This window comes from Methylobacterium sp. DB0501, from assembly GCF_011043735.1.
In the GTDB taxonomy this organism is placed as follows: Bacteria; Pseudomonadota; Alphaproteobacteria; order Rhizobiales; family Beijerinckiaceae; genus Methylobacterium; species Methylobacterium alsaeris.
In genome coordinates this window covers 166,719-186,100 of record NZ_JAAKGV010000012.1, presented here as the reverse complement: position 1 = coordinate 186,100, position 19,382 = coordinate 166,719, and the positions used below count along the sequence as shown (strand labels likewise).

At 69.3% G+C, this 19,382-nt stretch carries 8 protein-coding genes; all 8 read right to left on the bottom strand.

The window, feature by feature from the left end; genetic code table 11:
* Positions 1–196 precede the first annotated feature (196 nt).
* Positions 197–1,405, bottom strand: coding sequence for a pyridoxal phosphate-dependent aminotransferase (locus tag G4G93_RS18950; RefSeq protein ID WP_165086286.1), 1,209 nt, complete (start codon positions 1,403–1,405; stop codon positions 197–199).
* A gap of 78 nt (positions 1,406–1,483) precedes the next feature.
* Positions 1,484–2,254 carry an FkbM family methyltransferase gene (locus G4G93_RS18945; protein WP_165086284.1) on the bottom strand — a complete coding sequence of 257 codons (771 nt, stop codon included), beginning with the start codon at positions 2,252–2,254 and terminating at the stop codon, positions 1,484–1,486.
* Between the two features lie 190 nt (positions 2,255–2,444).
* Complete coding sequence (locus tag G4G93_RS18940; RefSeq protein ID WP_165086282.1) at positions 2,445–3,002, bottom strand: hypothetical protein; 558 nt, start codon at positions 3,000–3,002, stop codon at positions 2,445–2,447.
* 103 nt (positions 3,003–3,105) lie between these two features.
* Positions 3,106–5,370: a 1,4-alpha-glucan branching protein GlgB gene (gene glgB, locus G4G93_RS18935; RefSeq protein ID WP_165086364.1), complete on the bottom strand. Its 2,265-nt coding sequence runs from the start codon at positions 5,368–5,370 to the stop codon at positions 3,106–3,108.
* 273 nt (positions 5,371–5,643) lie between these two features.
* Positions 5,644–8,907, bottom strand: coding sequence for a maltose alpha-D-glucosyltransferase (gene treS / locus G4G93_RS18930; protein ID WP_165086280.1), 3,264 nt, complete (start codon positions 8,905–8,907; stop codon positions 5,644–5,646).
* 148 nt (positions 8,908–9,055) lie between these two features.
* Entirely contained in the window at positions 9,056–12,463 is a 3,408-nt protein-coding gene (locus tag G4G93_RS18925; protein ID WP_165086279.1) for a maltotransferase domain-containing protein, read from the bottom strand.
* Between the two features lie 65 nt (positions 12,464–12,528).
* Complete coding sequence (locus G4G93_RS18920; RefSeq protein WP_165086277.1) at positions 12,529–17,451, bottom strand: malto-oligosyltrehalose synthase; 4,923 nt, start codon at positions 17,449–17,451, stop codon at positions 12,529–12,531.
* 1 nt (position 17,452) lies between these two features.
* Positions 17,453–19,288: a malto-oligosyltrehalose trehalohydrolase gene (gene treZ / locus G4G93_RS18915; RefSeq protein WP_165086275.1), complete on the bottom strand. Its 1,836-nt coding sequence runs from the start codon at positions 19,286–19,288 to the stop codon at positions 17,453–17,455.
* Positions 19,289–19,382 lie beyond the last annotated feature (94 nt).

Below are 19,382 nucleotides of genomic sequence, written 5' to 3'. Positions count from 1 at the left end.
GATTGCTGCGCGATCGCGTTCGCAATGCGGAAGTCGGTTTCGCTCAAGTGCCGGGCGACCCGCGTGATACGAAGTCCGGAAGGGATCTTCCGGACTTCGTATCACAGGGGCATTCCGGGGCCGCTGCGCCGCCGCGGAACGACGCGGAGCCGGTCTCGGCGGGGCGCGTCAGTGCCGCTTCCCGTGAGCGGAAGGTCTACCCTTCCCCGAGTACCGGCACCATCCGGCGCATCGCCTCGGTGAGATCGGCGGCGGAGCGAGCGAAGCACAGCCGCAGGCAGCCCTCGCCGCCGGGACCGAAGGCCGAGCCGGGAGCGAGGCCGACATTCCCCTCGTCGACGATGCGCTTGGCGAGGCGAACGTCGTCCGGCTCGGACGGCACCCGCGGGAAGGCGTAGAAGGCGCCGGGCGGGGCCGGCAGCTCGACCCCCGGCAGCGCGCTCAAGCCATCGCAGACGATGGCGCGGCCGGCGCGGGCCTGCGCGATCTGCTCGGCCACGAGCGATTCGCCCTCCCGGAGGGCCGTGATGGCGGCGTGCTGCAGGAAGGTGGCGACGCCCGACGTGCCGTAGAGAACGAGCCCGTCGACGATCCGCCCGATCGAGGCCGGGCCTTCGAGCCAGCCGATCCGCCAGCCGGTCATCGCCCAGTTCTTGGAGAACGTCTGGACGAACAGCACCCGGTCGCGATCCTCGGGCTGCCAGACGTCGCGGATCGACGGCGCGCGGCCCAGGGCCTCGTAAGCGGGATCGAAGCAGAACCGGCCGTAGATCTCGTCGGCGACGATCCACAGGTCGTGGCGGCGGGCGATCTCCAGAACGGCCGCGAGATCGGCCCGGGTCGCGACCCAGCCGGTCGGGTTCGCGGGAGTGTTGAGCACGATGGTTCGGGTGCGAGGGGTGATCGCGCCGGCGATCCGGGCGATGTCGAGGCTCCAGCCGGCGCCCGCATCGAACTGCATCGGCACCGGGACGGGCTTGGCCCCCTGCATCGCCACCGCGCCGAAGAAGTTCGACCAGGTCGGGGTCGGCAGCACCACCTCGTCGCCGGGCTCGGCGACGATGCGGATCGCGGTGTGGAAGGCGTGCATGCCGCCCACCGTCACGAAGAACCGCTCGGGCCCGACGGTATCGCCGTAGAGCCGCGAGACGTACTCGGCCAGGGCCTCGCGGAGCGGCGGGATGCCGAGCATCCGCGTGTAGAAGGTGGCGCCATCGCGAAGGGCCCGCTGCGCCGCCTCGGCGATGAAGGCCGGTGTCGGCCGGTCGCCCTCCCCGACCCAGAGCGGGATCAGGCCGGGCCGCTCGACGCCATAGGCCACGAGCTCGCCGATGCCGCTCGGCCATACCCCTGCGGCCTCGCGGCTCACCGGCGGCATCGTGTCGGGCAGGGGCGTGACGGACATGCGAGTCTCACCGAACGTGACGGGGAGCCCCAGGCATTGCAAGAGCGTCGCCCCGGCGCAAGCCGGAGCGTTGGAAGGTCAGATCCGCGTCGCGATGAAGAACCAGCGCGTGCCTTCGAGGGAGCCGGTCTCGCTCAAGGGAACGAACGGCCCCTCGTCCGAGCGGCAGAAATGGCGCTTGAACCGGTCGGCCGGGAAGTAGCCGAGGAGCCGGTCGACCGAGCCGCCGAATTTTTCGAGGCCGGCCCCGCCATGCACCTCGACGAACCAGTTCGGGATCCGGTCGCGGGACGCGCCTGCTCCGTCCAGCACCGCGCATTCGAAGCCCTCGACATCGACGTAGACGATGTCCGGCGTGCCGAATTCCTTCACGAGGCTGTCGATCGAGCGGCACGCCACCTGGACCTTGCCGTGGGTGCCGGCGCCGCCGTCGACCTGGCCGTTCAGGCTCTCGTTGAATTCGAGGATGCCGTCCCGGCTCGCCGCGGCGGCGTGCAGGATGGTCAGGTTGCGGGCGCCGTTGAGGGCGACGTTCTCGTTGGCGACCCGGGCATTGTGCGCGTTGGCTTCCAGGGCAACGACCCGGCCCGCGGGGCCGACATGGGTGGCGAGCTGGAGCGCCACCACGGCCTGGTGCGCGCCGAGGTCGAACACGACCACGCCGTCCTTGAGCGCCCCGCTCTCCTTGAAGAACATGATCTCGGCGAGGTTGCCGGAGTCATGGTCGTACCATTCCTCTCCGACCGGATCGCAGAGGCTGACCCTGAGCTCGACGCCGCCGAATCGGTGCGTCGCCACCCGCCGCTCGAAGGTCTTCAGCGAGCGCTCCAACTTGGCTCGCCGGGCCATGGATTGCATCCATGGCGGCATCAACTGCTTGGACAACGCCGTCAACATGGGATGACTGACCCTTTCGCCGATCGCTCGATGGTTCATAGCAGATCGGGGGTGGGGGGCCGAAGCGGCTTCGGATTTCTCGGTTAAGCGGTTCTGTGCCGAATATCCAAGATGGGCCGCGCAGACTTAATTTATCGAAATGTTACCGGGCGCTTGGTCGCGTACCAGCACAGTCCCGTTGGACTTGAAACTTTTTTCGAATAGGGCTCGATCGCGCGCCCAGCGGCGCGTAGCACTCCTCGAGTTCGCTCGGAGGGACGAACCGAGGGCCGTCGATGTGTTTTAGAACGATCGCCCCCAGATAGGTCCACCCTTCACTGTCCAGATCCTGTGTCGGCTCGAAGACCGGGCCGGAAGCCTTGCTCACGTTCGCGACGGCCTCGAATGTTGCACCGTCCCGCAGAATGCCGAGCCGATTCTGTGGTGTTCTGTAGAGGAGCACTCTTGGACCGACCCCCCAATCGATTCCGAGATCAGCCTCAAGACTTCCCGTTGATGTTTCGATGACGAGGATTTCGGGGCCATCGTCCAGGAGGCCGGCCCAGCCCTGCACGTGCACTCGCGCACCACCTATCAGCAACGGAACCACGACCTCGATCGCCGGCCACAGCGCATATCGTAGATACGTTGCGCCGAAGAGGAGCCCGAAGACCAGCGCGGCAATGGTCCAGGGGTTCATTCGCCGCTTCACTGGGTTCATGCCACCGTCCGAGGGAACCGTATCTTCGGTGACATTCATGGCGTGAGGCTAGCGACGCCGGAGGCGGCGCGGCGTTTTCGAGCCGCGCCGGTCAGATCAGGGATCAGTCCTGCCGCACCAGGATCAGCGTCGCGAGCGGCGGCAGCGACAGGGTCAGCGAGTGGTCCTGCCCATGCGAGGCCTCCGCCACCGCGTCGACCCCGCCGTAATTGCCGACATTGCTGCCGCCATACCCTTCCGCATCCGAGTTGAACGCCTCGCGGTAATGGCCGGCCATCGGCACGCCGATGCGGTAGCCGTGGCGTACCACGGGGGTGAAGTTCGACACCACGATGGCGATCTCACCGGGCTTGCGGCCCTTGCGGGCCCAGGCGATGACGTTGTTCTCGGCATCGTCCGAAACCAGCCACTGGAAGCCGGCAGCCTCGGTATCACGCTCGTGAAGAGCCGGGGTCGCGGCGTAGAGGTGGTTGAGGTCGCGTACCAGGGCCTTGAGGCCGGCGTGGAACGGATCGTCCAGCAGGTGCCAGTCCAGGCTCTGGTTGTGGTTCCACTCCTTCTCCTGGCCGAACTCGCCGCCCATGAACAGCAGCTTCTTGCCGGGATGCCCCCACATGAAGCCGAAATAGGCGCGCAGATTCGCGAATTTCTGCCAGCGGTCGCCCGGCATCTTGCCGAGCAGCGAACCCTTCCCGTGCACCACCTCGTCGTGGGACAGCGGCAGGATGAAGTTTTCGGAGAAGGCGTAGAGCAGCCCGAAGGTCAGGTCATGGTGATGGTAGCGGCGATGCACCGGCTCCTTCGAGATGAAGCGCAGGGTGTCGTGCATCCACCCCATGTTCCACTTGAAGCCGAAGCCGAGGCCGCCGGTATAGGTCGGGTGCGAGACGCCGGGCCAGGAGGTCGATTCCTCCGCCACCGTCATCGTGCCGGGGGCGTGGGAGTAGGTCGCCTCGTTGGTCTTGCGCAGGAAGTCGATCGCTTCCAGGTTCTCGTTGCCGCCGTACTGGTTCGGGATCCACTCGCCCGCCCGGCGCGAATAGTCGAGGTAGAGCATCGAGGCCACCGCATCGACCCGCAATCCGTCGAGGTGGTAATGCTCGAGCCAAAACCGGGCGTTCGAGGCCAGGAAGGCCGAGACCTCGGTGCGCCCGAAATTGTAGATGTAGGTGCCCCAATCCTGGTGGAAGCCTTGGCGCGGGTCGGCATGCTCGTAGAGATGCGTGCCGTCGAACTGGCCCAAGCCGTGGGCGTCGAGAGGGAAATGGCCCGGCACCCAGTCGAGCAGGATGCCGATGCCGGCCTCGTGCGCCGCGTTGACGAACTCCGAAAAATCCTCGGGCGAGCCGAATCGGCTGGTCGGTGCGTAGAGCGAGACCGGCTGGTAGCCCCAGGACCCGTCGAACGGATGCTCGGTGATCGGCAGCAACTCGATATGGGTGAAGCCCATCTCCTTGGCATAAGGAATCAGGCGCTCTGCCAGCTCGCGGTAGGTGAGGTAGCGGTTGCCCTCCCCCGGCACCCGCGCCCACGAGCCGAGATGGACCTCGTAGATCGAGATCGGACCGTGGCGGTGGTCGAGGGCGTTGCGGCTCTGCATCCAGGCGCCATCACGCCAGACCGGTGACGGCAGGCCTTCGAGGCGCGAGGCGGTCTCGGGCGGCTGCTGCGCCGCGAAGGCGACCGGGTCGGCCTTGAGCGGCAGGAGCGCGCCGTCGGGCCCGCGGATCTCGAACTTGTAGTGGCCGCCCTTCTTCAGCTCGGGGATGAACAGCTCCCAGACGCCGCCATCCAGCCAGAGCCGCATCGGGTGGCGCCGGCCGTCCCAGTCGTTGAAGTCGCCGACCACCGAGACCCGGCGGGCATTCGGCGCCCAGACCGCGAAGCGAAAGCCCGGCGTGCCGCCGATCTCGACCGCGTGGGCGCCGAGAACCCGGTGCACGGCGTCGTTGCCGACGTCGCGCAGCATGCCGATCTCCTGCTGGTTCAAAGTCGCGCCGTACTCGTAAGGGTCCCGCCGGGTGCGCTCGGTGTTGTCCCAGCCCTCGACCGCGATGCGGTAATCGGGGCGCTGCGGATGCGGGAAGCTCGCGACGAAGAAGCCGGCCGGGTGGCGCCGCTCCATCGGCACGCGGGTATCGCCGACCACCACCGTGGCGGCGCGGGCCTCCGGCAGCACCGCCCGGACCTCCCACTGGCCCTCGCCGACCTCGTGCGGCCCCAGCACCGCGAAGGGATCGCCGTGCTCGGCGCGCATGAATGCCTCGACGGCGTCGGGATGGACCGCGTAGGCGCGGCCCGGCACCGGTGGCCGGGCCGGACGGGACGGCACCGGGCCGGACACCTTCGGCGAGGCCGCCGCCTGCATGGCGGCGATGCGCAGGGAGACGAGCCCCTTCGGCTTCGCTTGTCCCAGTCCCTTGTCCTTGGCCTTCTTGTCCGACTTCTTGTCCGTTCCCGTCGTACCGGCCGTGACCGGCTGCACAAGAACGGCCTTGACCTTGGACTTGTCCACCTTCGCGGCCTTGCCTTTCGTCTTGCCGGTGTCTTTGGGGCTCTCGGTCACGGGCGTCTCAAGGCTGCGGTCGGTCTGGTGCCGGCGAGCGGCCGGCTTCCGGGCGCGGGTCTCGTCGTCCATGGGTCACGAACCTCTCTGGTCTTCCAGGATGGCCAGCACGCCGCGGGCCGGAATCTCGATCCAGTCCGGACGGTTGTTGGCCTCGTAGTCGATCTCGTAGAGCGCCTTCTGCATCAGGCAGAGGCGCAGCAGGCGCTCATGAGTCGCCTCGTCGGTGACGGCGGCGCGGCTGCCCTGCACGGTGGCGGCGTAGGCTTCCAGGAAGGCCCCGCTCACCATCGCGCGCCAGGCGGCGACGGCGGTCTTCGCCCGCTCGCTCGCATCGGCGAAGCGCGAGGCGACCTCCCGGGTCACGGTCTCGCCGCCATAGGCGAAGGAGCGCAGGATGCCGGCGACGTCGCGCAACGGCGTCGACTTTGCCCGGCGCTCGTCCACCGGCCGCGACGGCTCGCCCTCGAAATCGACGATGATGAGGTCGTCCTGCGAGGCGAGCACCTGGCCGAGATGATAGTCGCCGTGGATGCGGGTGCGGTGGGCCCCTTTCGGCGCCTCCCGGCTCAAGGACTCCACCAGCGCCTCGATCTCTGCCCTGGCGGCGAGGATCGCCCCGGCGGCCTCGCGGGCGCCCTCGGACGCCGAAGCGCCGAGCGCACCGCACGCCCGCAGGGCCTTCTCGGCCTGGCGGCGCGTATCGGCGGCCAGAGCCGCGAGGTCTTCGCCCGTGAACGGCTCGGCGGCGAAGGCCGCATCCTCGGTTTCGATGGCGAGCGCCCGGTGCATCTCGGCAGTGCGCTGGCCGAGCAGGCCGGCCCAGCGCAGATGGGTGGCGAAAGTCTCCTCCGGCGAATGCGCCTCGCTCTCGGGCACGAGCACGATCGCGTCGAGGTCGCGGCGCAGGTATTCGAGCATCAGGGTCCAGGCGTCGCCCTGGTTGCGCACGAAGGCCTGGAGCAGGCCGAGCGCCGTGGCGGTGCCGTCCGGCGCGACATGCTCGATCACGCCGAAGAGCGCCGGGGTGTTCTTGAACCCGGCCTCCTCGGTGAGGAAGCGGCCGACCTCGACCTCCGGATGACTGCCGGGCTGCAGCCGGCGCAGCAGCTTGAGCATGGCCCGCGAGCCGAAGGCGATCGAGGTGTTGCTCTGCTCCGCGGACAGACGGCGGATGTCGGCCGGGTCGAGTTCGAGCTCGGGATCGAAGGCCGACGTCGCGCTGAAGCGGATGCTGCCCTTCTCGGACGGGATCTCGCGGCTGTTGCGGATCGCGTCGACCATCGCGAGGGCGAAGTCGGTCGAGGAGGCGGCGCCGTAGAGGAGGCCCATCCGCGGCCCGCGGCGCACCCGGGCGACCGCGTGATCCATCAGCGACTCGTCCTCGCGGCCCTCGTCGACCGCGAGCGGAACGAAGTATTCCTGCGTCTCGCCGTTGGCGAGCGAGACCGCGATGCGCGGCAACAGGAAGCCGTTCGAGCCTTCGAGCCGCGGCAGGATCGCGCTGTCGACCACCTCGACCCCGCGGATGCGCGAGCCCTTGGCGCCGAACCAGCGCCGCGAGCCGATGAAGCGCGGCGCCACGGTGCGCTCGAAGGCCTGGCGCTCGCGACCCTTCATCAGGGTCTCGACGCCGCCGGTGAGCACCAGCGTGAACAGCTCCGGCGCCTCCGGGCTCGGGCCCATCGTGCCGGCATTCGCGGTCGAGAGCGAGAACCAGTAGAAGCCGTAGGCCGGCATGGTGAGCAGGTACGGCAGGTCGCCGATCGGCGGGAACGAGGTGCCGCCGGTGAGTTCCACCGGCACCGCGGTGCGCAGATCCGACAGGTCGAGCTGCACCGCCTGCGGCGCCCGTGACAGGTTGGCGACGCAGAGCACCCGCTCGTTGTCGTGCTCGCGAATCCAGGCCAGAACCTTGCGGTTGTCCGGATACAGGAAGCGCAATCCACCGCGCCCGAGCGAGACGTGGTTGTTGCGGATCGCGATCATCCGCCGGGTCCAGTTGAGCAGGCTGGTCTGGGCGCGGGTCTGCGCCTCGACGTTGACCGCGTCGAAGCCGTAGATCGGGTCCTGGATCGTCGGGAGAAAGAGTCGGGCCGGGTCGGAGCGGGAGAAGCCGCCGTTGCGGTCGGGCGACCACTGCATCGGTGTGCGAACGCCGTCGCGGTCGCCGAGATAGATGTTGTCGCCCATGCCGATCTCGTCGCCGTAATACAGCACCGGGGTGCCGGGCATCGAGAGCACCAGGAACTTCATCAGCTCGATCTTGCGCCGGTCGTTCTCGAGCAGCGGCGCGAGGCGGCGGCGGATGCCGAGATTGATGCGGGCGCGCCGGTCGGCGGCGTAGAAGCTCCAGAGGTAGTCGCGCTCCTTGTCCGTCACCATCTCGAGCGTCAGCTCGTCGTGGTTGCGCAGGAAGATCGCCCATTGGCAGCCCTCCGGGATCTCCGGCGTCTGCCGCATGATGTCGGTGATCGGGTGCCGGTCCTCCTGCGCGATCGCCATGTACATCCGCGGCATCAGCGGGAAGTGGAACGCCATGTGGCATTCGTCGCCCTCGCCGAAATACTGCGCAGTCTCCTCCGGCCACTGGTTGGCCTCGGCGAGCAGCATTCGATCGGGATAGGATTCGTCGAGGGCGGCGCGGATCTTCTTGATGACCGTGTGGGTCTCGGGGAGATTCTCGCAGTTCGTGCCGTCGCGCTCGATCAGGTAGGGAATCGCGTCGAGGCGCAACCCGTCCACCCCCATGTCGAGCCAGTAGCGCATCACCTCGATCACCGCGTCCAGGACCTTCGGGTTGTCGAAGTTCAGGTCGGGCTGGTGCGAGTAGAAGCGGTGCCAGTAATACGCCTTGGCAACCGGGTCCCAGGTCCAGTTGGACGCCTCGGTATCGAGGAAGATGATGCGGGTGTCGGTGTACTTCTCGTCGGTGTCCGACCAGACGTAGAAGTCGCGCCACTCCGAGTCCTTCGGGGCGTTGCGGGCCTGCTGGAACCAGGGATGCTGGTCCGAGGTATGGTTGATGACGAGCTCGGTGATGACCCTGAGGCCCCGCGCATGGGCCTCGTCCACGAAGGCGCGGAACTGGTCCATCGTGCCGTAGGATGGGTTGATGTCGCGGTAATCCGCGATGTCGTAGCCGTCGTCGCGCAGCGGCGACGGATAGAACGGCATGACCCAGATCGCCGTGACGCCGAGGTCGCGGATGTAGTCCAGCTTCGCGGTCAGGCCGTCGAAATCGCCGATGCCGTCGTTGTTCGCGTCGAAGAAGGACTTGACGTGCACCTGATAGATGATGGCGTCACGGTACCATTGCGGATCGGTACGATCGATCATCGCGTCAAAGCCTCATTCGATCGGGTCGTGGCGCCGGGCTGATGGCTGTTGTGGCTGTCGCCATGCCTGGGCTCAACGCGGGGCGCCGGGGAGAGTTCGGATGCCTGAGGGCGCGGACGGTCGCCCGTCCGCGCCGGGACGCTACCGGTCAGGCAGAGCCGTGCTGCCACGCGCCGCCGGGCGCCGCAAGCCGGTCGGGGCGGCGGAGCCGCCAGATCACCACCGAGCGCTCGGCCGGATCGAGGGCGATGCGGTGGGTCTTGCCGCGCAATTCGAACTTGTAGCCCTGGAGCAGGTCCTCGACCTCCACCGCGCCGTCATCCGGCAGGCCGAGCTGCCAGAGCGGCACCTCGTAGGTGCATTCCTGTCGGTTCCTCGGGTCGAGGTTGACCATGCAGAACACCGCGTTGTCGCCGGACGGCGTCATCCGCAGGTAGGCCAGGATCTGGTCGTTCCACGCCGGGGTGAAGACCACGTTGCGGAAGTCCCACAGGGCCGGGTTCTCGCGCCGGATGCGGTTCAACGCAATGATGTGGTCGCGGATGTTGCCGGGGCGATAATAGTCCCAGGCCTTCAGCTCGTACTTCTCGGAGTCGAGGTATTCCTCCTTGCTCGGCACCGGCGCGGCGTCGCACAGCTCGAAGCCGTTATAGATGCCGTAGACGCTGGACAACGTGGCGGCGAGTGTGCCGCGGATGACGAAACCCGGCCGGCCACTGGTCTGCAGGAAGATTGGGTTGATGTCCGGCGTGTTGGCGAAAAAATTCGGGCGGTAATACTCGCCCATCTCTCCGGCGAGTTCGGTCGCGTAGGCCGCCAGCTCGTCCTTGGTGTTACGCCAGGTGAAGTAGGTGTAACTCTGCTGGAAACCGGCCTTGGCGAGCTTCTTCATCATCTTCGGCCGGGTGAAGGCCTCGGCCAGGAACAGCACGTCCGGGTAGCGGTCGTTGACGTCGCGGATCATCCATTCCCAGAACGGGATCGGCTTGGTGTGCGGGTTGTCGACCCGGAAGATCTTCACCCCCAGCTCGACCCAGCCGACGATGATGTCGCGCAGCTCGATCCATAGCGACGGGAACGCACCCTCGCGGTAGAAGTCGACGTTGACGATGTCCTCGTACTTCTTCGGCGGGTTCTCGGCGAACTTGATCGTGCCGTCGGGCCGCCAGTCGAACCATTCCGGATGCTGCTTGATCCAGGGATGGTCCGGCGAGCACTGGATGGCGAAGTCCAGCGCCACTTCCATGCCGTGGGCGTGGCTCGCCGCGACGAGGCGGCGGAAGTCGTCGATCGTGCCGAGGTCGGGATGCACCGCCTCGTGGCCGCCCTCCTCGGCGCCGACGGCGTAGACCGAGCCGACATCGCCGTCCTTCGCCTTCAGCGAGTTGTTCTTGCCCTTGCGGTTGGTACGGCCGATCGGGTGGATCGGCGTGAAGTAGAGCACGTCGAAGCCGAGTTCGCGAATCTCGGGCAGGCGCGCGATCACGTCGTCGAAGGTGCCGTGGCGGTTCGGGTCGCCGGATTGCGAGCGCGGGAAGATCTCGTACCAGGCCGAGAACCGGGCGGCGAGCCGGTCGGCGAAGACCTCCAGCACCACCGGATAGCGCGAGAGGTTCGCGCGCTCGGAATTGCGGTGGATCAGCGCCGTCTGCTCGAGCAGGCGATGAAGCTGGGCTTCCGATCCGGGTGCGTCGGCCTCCAGGGCCGCCACGAGGCCGGTCAGCGCGGCGGCGTCGCTGCCCTCGGCCAGCGCGGCGGCGCGCTTGACGAGACCGACGCCTTCCTGGGTCTCCAGATGCACGGCAATGCCGGCCTTGCGCTTCTTCTCCAGGCCGCGCAGCCAGGACGAGAAGTCGTCGCGCCACGCCTCGACGGTGTATTCGTAGCGGGCGTTGCGGGTGAGCGGGAAATGGCCGTGCCAGCGGTCGTTGTCGACGAACAGCATCGGGTCGCGGCGCCACTCGGTCTCGCCGGCCAGCCGCGACAGGACCGCGGCGTTGATGACGTCGTGCCCGTCGGTGAAGATGTCGGCCTCGACATGGAGCTGGTCGCCGACGACGCGCTTGATCGCCGAGCGGCCGCCGTCGATTTCCGGGCTCACCGCCTCGATGACCACCCGTCCCTCCCCGTCCGGGGTGGTGCGGCGGGGACGGCGCATGGCGCCGATGCGGCGGGCGGCGAGGATGCGGACGGCCCGGGGCTCCAGGCCGATCGACTGGTCGGCCCGGAACACCAGCGGCGCCACCTCGGGCGTCAGGTCCTGGAACGGGCCGAACTCGCCGCCGCTGCCGGCGATCAGCGGTGCCGGATCGACCGCGACGGGGCGGTCGGTCGGGTTGTGCAGCACCATCACGGCGTTCTCGGCCGAGCCGGGATGGCCGGTATCGATCCGGATCAGCGCGACGTAACGCGCGTCCGGCGCCGAGAGGCGCCATTGCGCGCCCTCGACATTGGCCGCCGGCAGGTCGGCCCGCAGGCGGTTGATCGCCGCGATGAAGCCCGAGATGTCGATGCCGGTCTGGTGCTCGCGGCTCTCCGGTGTGGTGTCCACCACGTGGAGGGGCTTGGCGTAGCCCCATTCGTAGCCGATCGGCATCAGCACGCCGGCCGAGAAGAAGGCGGCGAGCGCGTAGCGGCTCTTCAGTTCCGCCGCCACCGCCTCGCGCCCGCCCGGGAGCGAGGCCGCGAGGCGCTGCATGTCGTGGTTCTCCGGGAAGGCGATCGAGGGCGCCAGGATGCGCAGCCGCTCGTACTGCTCCAGCGCCCAGGGCGCCTTCAGGTCCCACCAGGCGAAGGAGTTGAACAGGTAGTCGAACCCGGCCTCCGCCGTCGCCCGCGCTTCCTCGAAGGTGCAACCCAGCGTCTCCGCGGCGAAGAGCGCGGCGTGGTCGCGGTCCTTGGCGGCGCCGATCAGGCTGCGCCACACGTCCGGCGGCACCTTGTAGGCGGCATCGCAGCGGAAGCCGGCGACCCCCAGCGCTTGAAGCCGGGCGATGTAGCCGTTCCACAACTCGGTCAGCGCCGCGCGCGGGCCGGCGGCGACGTAGTCGAACTCGGCGAGGTCGCCCCAGACGGTGATCTTCGACGGATCGTCGGGATCGACCGCGTGCGGGCTCACCGGCGCGCCGGATGCGTCGCGCACGAACAGGTCCGGGCGCTCATGCGCCAGCCTGCCGTCGTTGGCGGCGTGGTTCACCACCAGATCGGTCATGATCTTCAGGCCGTGCCCGGACGCCGCCTCGCAGAAGCGGCGGATCTGCTCGTCGTCCGGAGTGCCGTCGAGGTCGCGCAGGCGCTCGTCGAGACGGTCGATATCGGCCACCGCGTAGAGCGAGCGCGAGCCGCCGGCCTGGTGGAACGGGTTGAGATAGACCCAGTCGAAGCCCAGTTCCGCGATGCGCGGCAGTTCCGCGGTCCAGGCCGAGACCCGGCCGACCAGAAGGGGAAACAGGTTGTAGATCCGCGGTCCGGCCGCCAGCGGCGCCAGGGTGGCCGGCAGCGGCGTCACCTCGCGGGTGCGCTTCGCCGGCTTGGTGCTGGTGCGGGGTACGTTCATCGGCCCGGTCCTGCCTGCTCTTTCTCGTCCAACGGGCGCGGGGCGGGGAGCCCCGCGCCGGGGTCTCAACTGGCGGAGTGACGCAGAACGGCCAGGGGGAGGCGCGCGAAGAGTCGATCGATCGACACCCGCCCGCCCTCCGACCGGACCTCCTCGCCCGTCACCAGGTCGCGCCAGACGCTGCCCTCCGGCACCGGCAGGCTCGTTCCGGCGAAGGCGCCGGCGAGGCACGGGCCGCCCTCGGCGGCGACGCGGCGCGGCACCGCCACCAGCAGGTCGCCGGCCTCCGAGCCGGCGGAGGCGTCCTGACGCAGGAAGGCGACGACGTGCTCCGCCCCCTGCCCTTCCGCCGCGACCGGGGTGTAATCGGCCTCGGCGTAGAAGCCGGGATAGGCGGCGCGGTCGGCGAGCAGCCGGGCGAGCACCGCCTGCTTGATCCGCCCGTCCGGCCAGGAGGCCAGCAGGTCTTCGACGCTCACCTCCTGCCCGAGCGCCGCCTCGCGCTCGGCGTAATCGACCGGACGGCGGTTGTCGGGATCGACGAAGGAGAAGTCCCAGAACTCCGTGCCCTGGTAGATGTCGGGCAGGCCCGGCAGGGTGCATTTCAGCGCCGAGCGCGCGAGGCCCGTCACCATGCCGATCCGCGCCAGCCGCTCCGCGAAGGGCCGGAATTCACGCAGGAAATCCGAGCCCGGCGCCACCAGGGCATCGAACAGCTTCGCGACCGCGCCCTCGTAGGCCTCGTCGACGTTGACCCAGCTCGACCGGCGCTTGCCCTCGCGCATCGCCTTCTCGGCATAGGCGCCGAGCCGCTCGCGGAACGCCTCGACGTCCTTCGGGCCGGGCGAGTCGGACAGCAGCTCCAGCGGCCAGGCACCGAGGATCGCCTGCAGGAACATCCACTGGTCGTTGGCGTCGGGGGCCGCCTCGCCTTCGACCTCCGACAGTTGCGGCACGACGAGCCGGCTCCACAGGGCCCAGGCCTCGGCCCATTCCTCCGGCATCTCCGAGAGGGCGAGAAGCCGCGTGCGGGCATCCTCGCCGCGCTTGGTGTCGTGGGTGGCCGTGGTGATCATCGCGTTCGGCCAGTCGCGGGCGCGGGCGGCCTGGAGCGCGTGAAAGTGCTCCGCGGTGACCCCGTACTCTCCCGGATCGCCCCCGACCTCGTTGAGCGCCAGAAGCTCGACGAAGCGGTAGAACAGGGTGTCCTCCAGGCTCTTGGCCATGACCGGGCCGGTGAGCTGCTGGAAGCGGCGCCGGAAACGGCGCACCACCTCGGGATCGGGACGGCCCGGCCCCTCGGTGTCGAGCCGGCCGAGCAGGACCCGTTCGGCGAAATCGTGCACCGAGCGGTCGGGCAGGCTGGAGCGCCGCTTGGCCTTGCGCACCGTGTCGCCGATGAGCTTCAGGTCCTCCGCCTCGATCTCGCCCTCGTCGAGCTCCTGGGGCAGGTAGCTGCGATAGACCGGGAAGCGGGCGACGATCTCGGACAGGGCCTGGCGCAGCGCATTGACCGAGAAGTCGCGGGTGCGCCGGTCCGCATCCGCCACCTGCTTCAGATCCGAGGTCAGGACTTCCAGCTCGCTGGCGAAGCTGGTCTCCAGGATCTCGCCCTTCACGTTGCGCAGGAGCCAGGCGTAGGGCTCGTCCATGCCGGTCGCCCCGGCATAAAGCTTGGCCACCGCCTCGCGCTTGCCCTGGTCGACGAACAGCCCGTCGATCTGGTTGAGCACGTCGTAACCGGTGGTGCCGGCGATCGGCCACGGCCGGAGCTTCTCGCCGGGCTCCAGGATCTTCTCCACCACGATGTAGAAGCCCGGTCCGAGCGCCGCCTGGAGCGCGCGGGCATAGCCCGCCGGATCGGCGAGACCGTCGATATGGTCGATGCGCAGCCCGTCGATCCGCCCCTCGCGGATCTGGCGGAAGAGCATCGCGTGGGCGCCCTCGAACACCCGCCGATCCTCGACCTTGAGGCCGGCCAGCGAGTTCACGTCGAAGAAGCGGCGATAGTTGATGTCGCTCGCCGCGACCCGCCAATGGGCGAGGCGGTAGGCCTGGGCTTCGAGGATGCGGTGCAGCGCGCCGAAGCTGTCGGGATGGCCCTTGAAGCCGTTGACGAGGGTCACCGCCCGGTCGATCGCGGCTGTCAGCTCGGGCGAGCCCGAGACCGCGTGGGCAAGGCGCCGCTTCAAGCCTTCCGCCTCCTCCGGGAAGGCGGCCATGCGCTCGGAATTGGTCTCGTCGCCCATCCGGCGCAAGCGCTCGGAGATCGACAGAACTTCCGCAGAGGCCTCGTTGCCCACTTCCGGCAGGGCCGCGAGCGCCCGGTCGAGGATGATCGGATAGTTCAGCGGGTTGACCGGGAAGCGGTGCTCGAAGTGCCAGACGCTGAAGCCGCCCTCCTCCGCGTCGAAGGCGAGCTTCAGGTCGCCCTTCTCCAGCGCCTCACCGTAGCGGTCGCCGAGGAACGGCACGACCAGTTTGTTGCGGGCGCCGAGCCGCCCCCAGTCGATGTCGAAGGCGTCGGCCGCCGGCGACAGGGCGCCCCATTCGAGCACCGAGAGCCACCACGGATTGTCGGCGCCGCCGACGCCCATGTGGTTGGGCACGATGTCGAGCAGGAACTTGAGGTCGTGGGCCTTCAGCGTGTCGCTGAAGCGGATGAAGGCCTCCTCGCCGCCGAGTTCCGGATTGATCTCCCGATGGTCGACGATGTCGTAGCCGTGCATCGAGCCCGGCCGCGCCTTGTGGATCGGCGAAGCGTAGACGTGGCTGATGCCGAGTTTCGCCAGATAGGGGACGATCCTCGTCGCGTGGTCGAAGGTGAAGTCCTTGTGGAACTGCAGCCGGTAGGTCGCCCGCGGCGGCGGCGAGGCCAGCCGCGCGGCGCCCGAGCGCGGCCCACGCTCCTCTGCCGAGAGCGAGGCGGCGAGCTTGGCGAGCGGCCCGCCGGGGGCGGCGATGGCATCGAGGTCGCGGTCGAGCTTGCGGCGCCAGTTCGGGTAGCCCTCGGTGACGCCCGGCATGTTGGCCTGGCTCACCTCCCCGAGGATGTCCTCGTACTGCACGGCCGTCAGCACCGACGGGGCGCGGGCGAGGAAGCGCACGGCGGCCTCGAAGGGCGGCTGGTCCGGCACTTCCGCCGTCGGGATCAGACCCTCCTGGTTGAGCGCTTCGGCGAGGCGCCGCCGCTCGTGTACCCGCTCGTCGCGCTCGGGTCCCGCCCGGTCGGCATCGTAGAGGCCGAGCGACTGGCGCAGCTCGGTATCGACGCCGCGCCACCAGCCGACGAAGGTCGGCAGGTCGTGGGTGGTGATGGCGCAGAGCGCATCGCGCGGATACTCGGCCGGGCGCTTGAACACCCCGCCGTCGGCCCTTTCGAAGGACAGGATGCGGTAGCTCAGGATCCCGGCCTGCATCAGCGCGTCGGAGAATCCGGCCGGCGCGGTGCCGAGATCCTCGGCGATGACGAGGCACTTCGCCCGGTGGCTCTCCAGGCGCAGGACCGCCAGCATCGCTTCGAACGGCATCGCCACGTAGGCGCCGCCCTTGGCGCCCTGGCCGACCGGGATCAGGAACAGCCGGGCGAGCTGGAAGGCGTGGTCGATGCGGATCGCGCCGGCATGGCGCATGTTGGCCTGGACGAGGGCCCGGAACGCCGCGAGGCCGTCGCGCTCCAGTTCCAGCGGATCGAAGGGCGGCAGGCCCCAATCCTGGCCGCCCGGGGCCAGGATGTCCGGCGGTGCGCCGATCGACAGGCCGGCGGCGAAGCGCTCCGGATGCGACCAGATCTCCGAGCCGCCGCGATCGGCACCGACCGCGAGGTCGCGGTAGAGGCCGAGCCGCATGCCCGAGGCGAGCGCCAGCGCGGAGGCGCGGGCGAGCTGCCGGTCGGCGAGGAATTGCAGCCAGGCGTGATACGAGACCCGCTCCTGGTGCTCGGCGGCGAAGCCTGAGACCTCCGGCGTGCCGTTGCGGCGATAGGCTTCTGGCCAGTCGCCGAGCCAGTTCGCGCCGTTCGTCGCGAAATGCTCGGCCAGGGCCTCGAAGGTGGCGTGGGCTTCCAGGTTCTCACCGCCCGCAGCGCGGAAGGTCAGGAATTCGGTGTCCCGCCCGGCCCGGGCCGGCGATTCCAGCCAGAGGGCTTCGAGCACCGGGCTCAGGACCTGCCAGATTCCGGCATGATCCACCAGGGAGGCGTCGCGCAGGCGCGCGATCTCGGGGGCGGCCTCCGCCAGCAGACGCTCGGCCTGGCTGCCGGCAAGGCCGGGCAGCGTCGTGGGATCGATGAACAGCGTTTCGAGGAACAGGCGTGACGAGGGCGAGTAGGGCGAGACCTTCTGCCGGTCGGTGGGGAACAGCGCGTGGACCGGGCTCAAGCCCAGGAAGGCCGCGCCCCTCGCGCCGGCATCGGCGGCGGCCCGGCCGGCATCGGCATAGGTGCCGATGCCGAGATTGTCTTTCGAGCGCAGGCCGTAGAGCTGTGCGGCGAGGCCCCAGTCCCGGGCCCCCTCGTCGCCGAGCGCCCGCGGGCGCCAGCAGCGCTGGGGCGCGGCGATCACCGTCGCCTCGGCGCGCCGGTCGCCGAGCGTCACCGTGAGGCGGTGATAGCCGGGGGTGAGCGGCGGCAGCTCGATCGCGGCGGTCTCGAGCGCCAGCGCCACGCGCCCGTCGCGGGCGGTGCCGCGCTCGTCGACGATCCGCCAGCTCACCGTGCCGGCGGCCTCGCCCGACCGCACCGGCACCCGGGCGGCGCGGCGCGCCTCGACCGGGATCAGCGGCGGCACCAGGCCGTGGCGCAACGAGCGGATGCGGCCGAGGCTCGCCTGCGCCTCGTCCTCGGTGCCGGCCGGCAGGCCGAGGGCGGCGAGCAGGCCCCGGCGCACGTCGAGCGGGGTCTCGACGCGCTGGCCGAAGGCGTCGGTGTAGTCCGCGGCGATCCCCGCCTCATCGGCGAGCCGCGCGACGACATCCTCGGTCACGGCCATCTCAAGCCACCTCTTTCACGAACACGCCCGACCAAGCGGGCAGAACCAGGGATCCGCTGTCACCGTCCGCGACCGAGGGCGAGCGCCAGATGACGCGGCCCGTCGTCCGGGAGCCCGGCCCCCTCGCGAGCGTGAAGGCCTCGCCGCCGAACACCCCGACGAAGCGCAGGCTGCCGCCGGCGAAGGACCAGGTGACGTCGATCACGTCGGGCCGGGGCAACGTGTAGGAGCCCCCCCGCCAGGCGGTCTTCGTCAGCGGCACCACCTCGCGCTGGCGCAGGGCCAGGAGCGCCGTCGTGTCGGCCAGGACCTCGCGGTGCGGCGAGCGCTCCCGCTCCGCCCAATCGAGCGTGGAGCGCCGAAAGGTCTCCTCGGCGGTGGGGTCGGGGATGGTCTTCGCCTTCTCCTCGTCGGAGAAGGCGGCGAAGCTCTTGAACTCGCGCCGGCGCCCGTCGCGGACCGCCTTGTTCAGCTCCTCGTCGGGGGCGAAATCGACGAAGAACAGGAACGGCGTCGAGGCCGACCATTCCTCGCCCATCCACAGCATCGGGATCTGCGGGCTCAGGAGTAGCCCGGCCCGGGCCAGCGCCAGCCTCGACGGATCCGAAAGGTGGCTCAGCCGCTCGCCGAGCGCCCGGTTGCCGACTTGGTCGTGGTTCTGCAGGAAGGTGACGAAGGCCGACGGCGGCAGGTGGCCGGACATCTCGCCGCGGGGATGGTTGTCGAGGGTCTTGAACGGTTCGCCCTGGTAGGCGAAGCCCTCCGCCAGGCTCCGGGCGAGATGCGCCGCCGGCTTGTCGGAGAAGCTCTCGTAATAGCCGGAATCCTCGCCGGTGAGCAGGATGTGCCAGCCGTGATGGGTGTCGTCGGCCCATTGGGCGCTGTGCAGGATCGGCCCGCCCGTCCCGTCCCGCTCCAGCCAGCGGGCCTGGTTGGCCTCGTTCTCCAGCATCAGGTGGATCGGTCGCTCCGGATGCGCGGCGCGGATCCGCTCGGCCAGCTCGGCCAGGAAATGTTTCTCGGAATCGTCCAGGATCGCGTGGACCGCGTCGAACCGTAGCCCGTCGATGTGGAACTCCTCCAGCCAGTACAGGGAATTGTGGACGAAGTAGTCCCGCACCACCTGACCGCTGGTCTTGCCGTCGAAGTTGATGCCGGCGCCCCACGGTGTCTGGTGCCGCTCGGTGAAGAACGTCTTGGCGTAGGCGTGAAGGTAGTTCCCGGCCGGGCCGAAATGGTTGTAGACAACGTCGAGGAACACCATCAGGCCGAGGCCATGTGCGCGGTCCACCAGGCGGCGCAGGTCGTCGGGGGGGCCGTAGGCGGAATCCGGCGCGTAGGGCAGCACGCCGTCGTAGCCCCAGTTGCGGCGGCCCTTGAAGTCGGCGAGAGGCAGCAGCTCGATCGCGGTCACCCCGAGGTCGCGCAGGGATTCGAGCTTGTCGGCCAGGGCCGCGTAGGTGCCCTCCGGCGTCGCGGTGCCGACATGGCACTCGTAGATCACCGTCTCCTCGAACGGGCGCCCGGCCCAAGACCCGTCGGTCCAGGTGAAGGCACCGGGATCGATCACCTCGGAGAGCCCCGAGACATCCTCCGGCTGGAAGCGGGAGGCCGGATCTGGCACCACGAGGTCGCCGTCGATCCGGTAGCCGTAGCGGGCGCCTGCGCGCAGGCCGGGCACCGTCAGTCGGCGCCACCCTTCGCCCTGGTCGTCCAGCGGATGTTCCCGTCCGTCGACCATCAGGGCGACGCTCTTGGCAGTCGGCGCCCAGAGGGCGAAACGCACTCCCTCCGGTCCGATCTCCGCACCGAATGGCATGCTGTGGGCGCGCCGCATCGGGCCACCATCCTTCGAAAGCGTGAGTGAGCGAACGGCGTGGGGGCCGCTCTGGAAAAGTCGGTCGCCTCTGCCGGGTTCCGCGCGGGAGACC

Bases quoted from the DNA above. Each gene is read 5' to 3' on its own strand.
- treS (WP_165086280.1), bottom strand. From the start codon at position 8,907: ATGATCGATCGTACCGATCCGCAATGGTACCGTGACGCCATCATCTAT.
- treZ (WP_165086275.1), bottom strand. From the start codon at position 19,288: ATGCGGCGCGCCCACAGCATGCCATTCGGTGCGGAGATCGGACCGGAG.
- G4G93_RS18925 (WP_165086279.1), bottom strand. From the start codon at position 12,463: ATGAACGTACCCCGCACCAGCACCAAGCCGGCGAAGCGCACCCGCGAG.
- G4G93_RS18920 (WP_165086277.1), bottom strand. From the start codon at position 17,451: ATGGCCGTGACCGAGGATGTCGTCGCGCGGCTCGCCGATGAGGCGGGG.
- G4G93_RS18950 (WP_165086286.1), bottom strand. From the start codon at position 1,405: ATGTCCGTCACGCCCCTGCCCGACACGATGCCGCCGGTGAGCCGCGAG.
- G4G93_RS18945 (WP_165086284.1), bottom strand. From the start codon at position 2,254: ATGGCCCGGCGAGCCAAGTTGGAGCGCTCGCTGAAGACCTTCGAGCGG.
- glgB (WP_165086364.1), bottom strand. From the start codon at position 5,370: ATGCAGGCGGCGGCCTCGCCGAAGGTGTCCGGCCCGGTGCCGTCCCGT.
- G4G93_RS18940 (WP_165086282.1), bottom strand. From the start codon at position 3,002: ATGAACCCAGTGAAGCGGCGAATGAACCCCTGGACCATTGCCGCGCTG.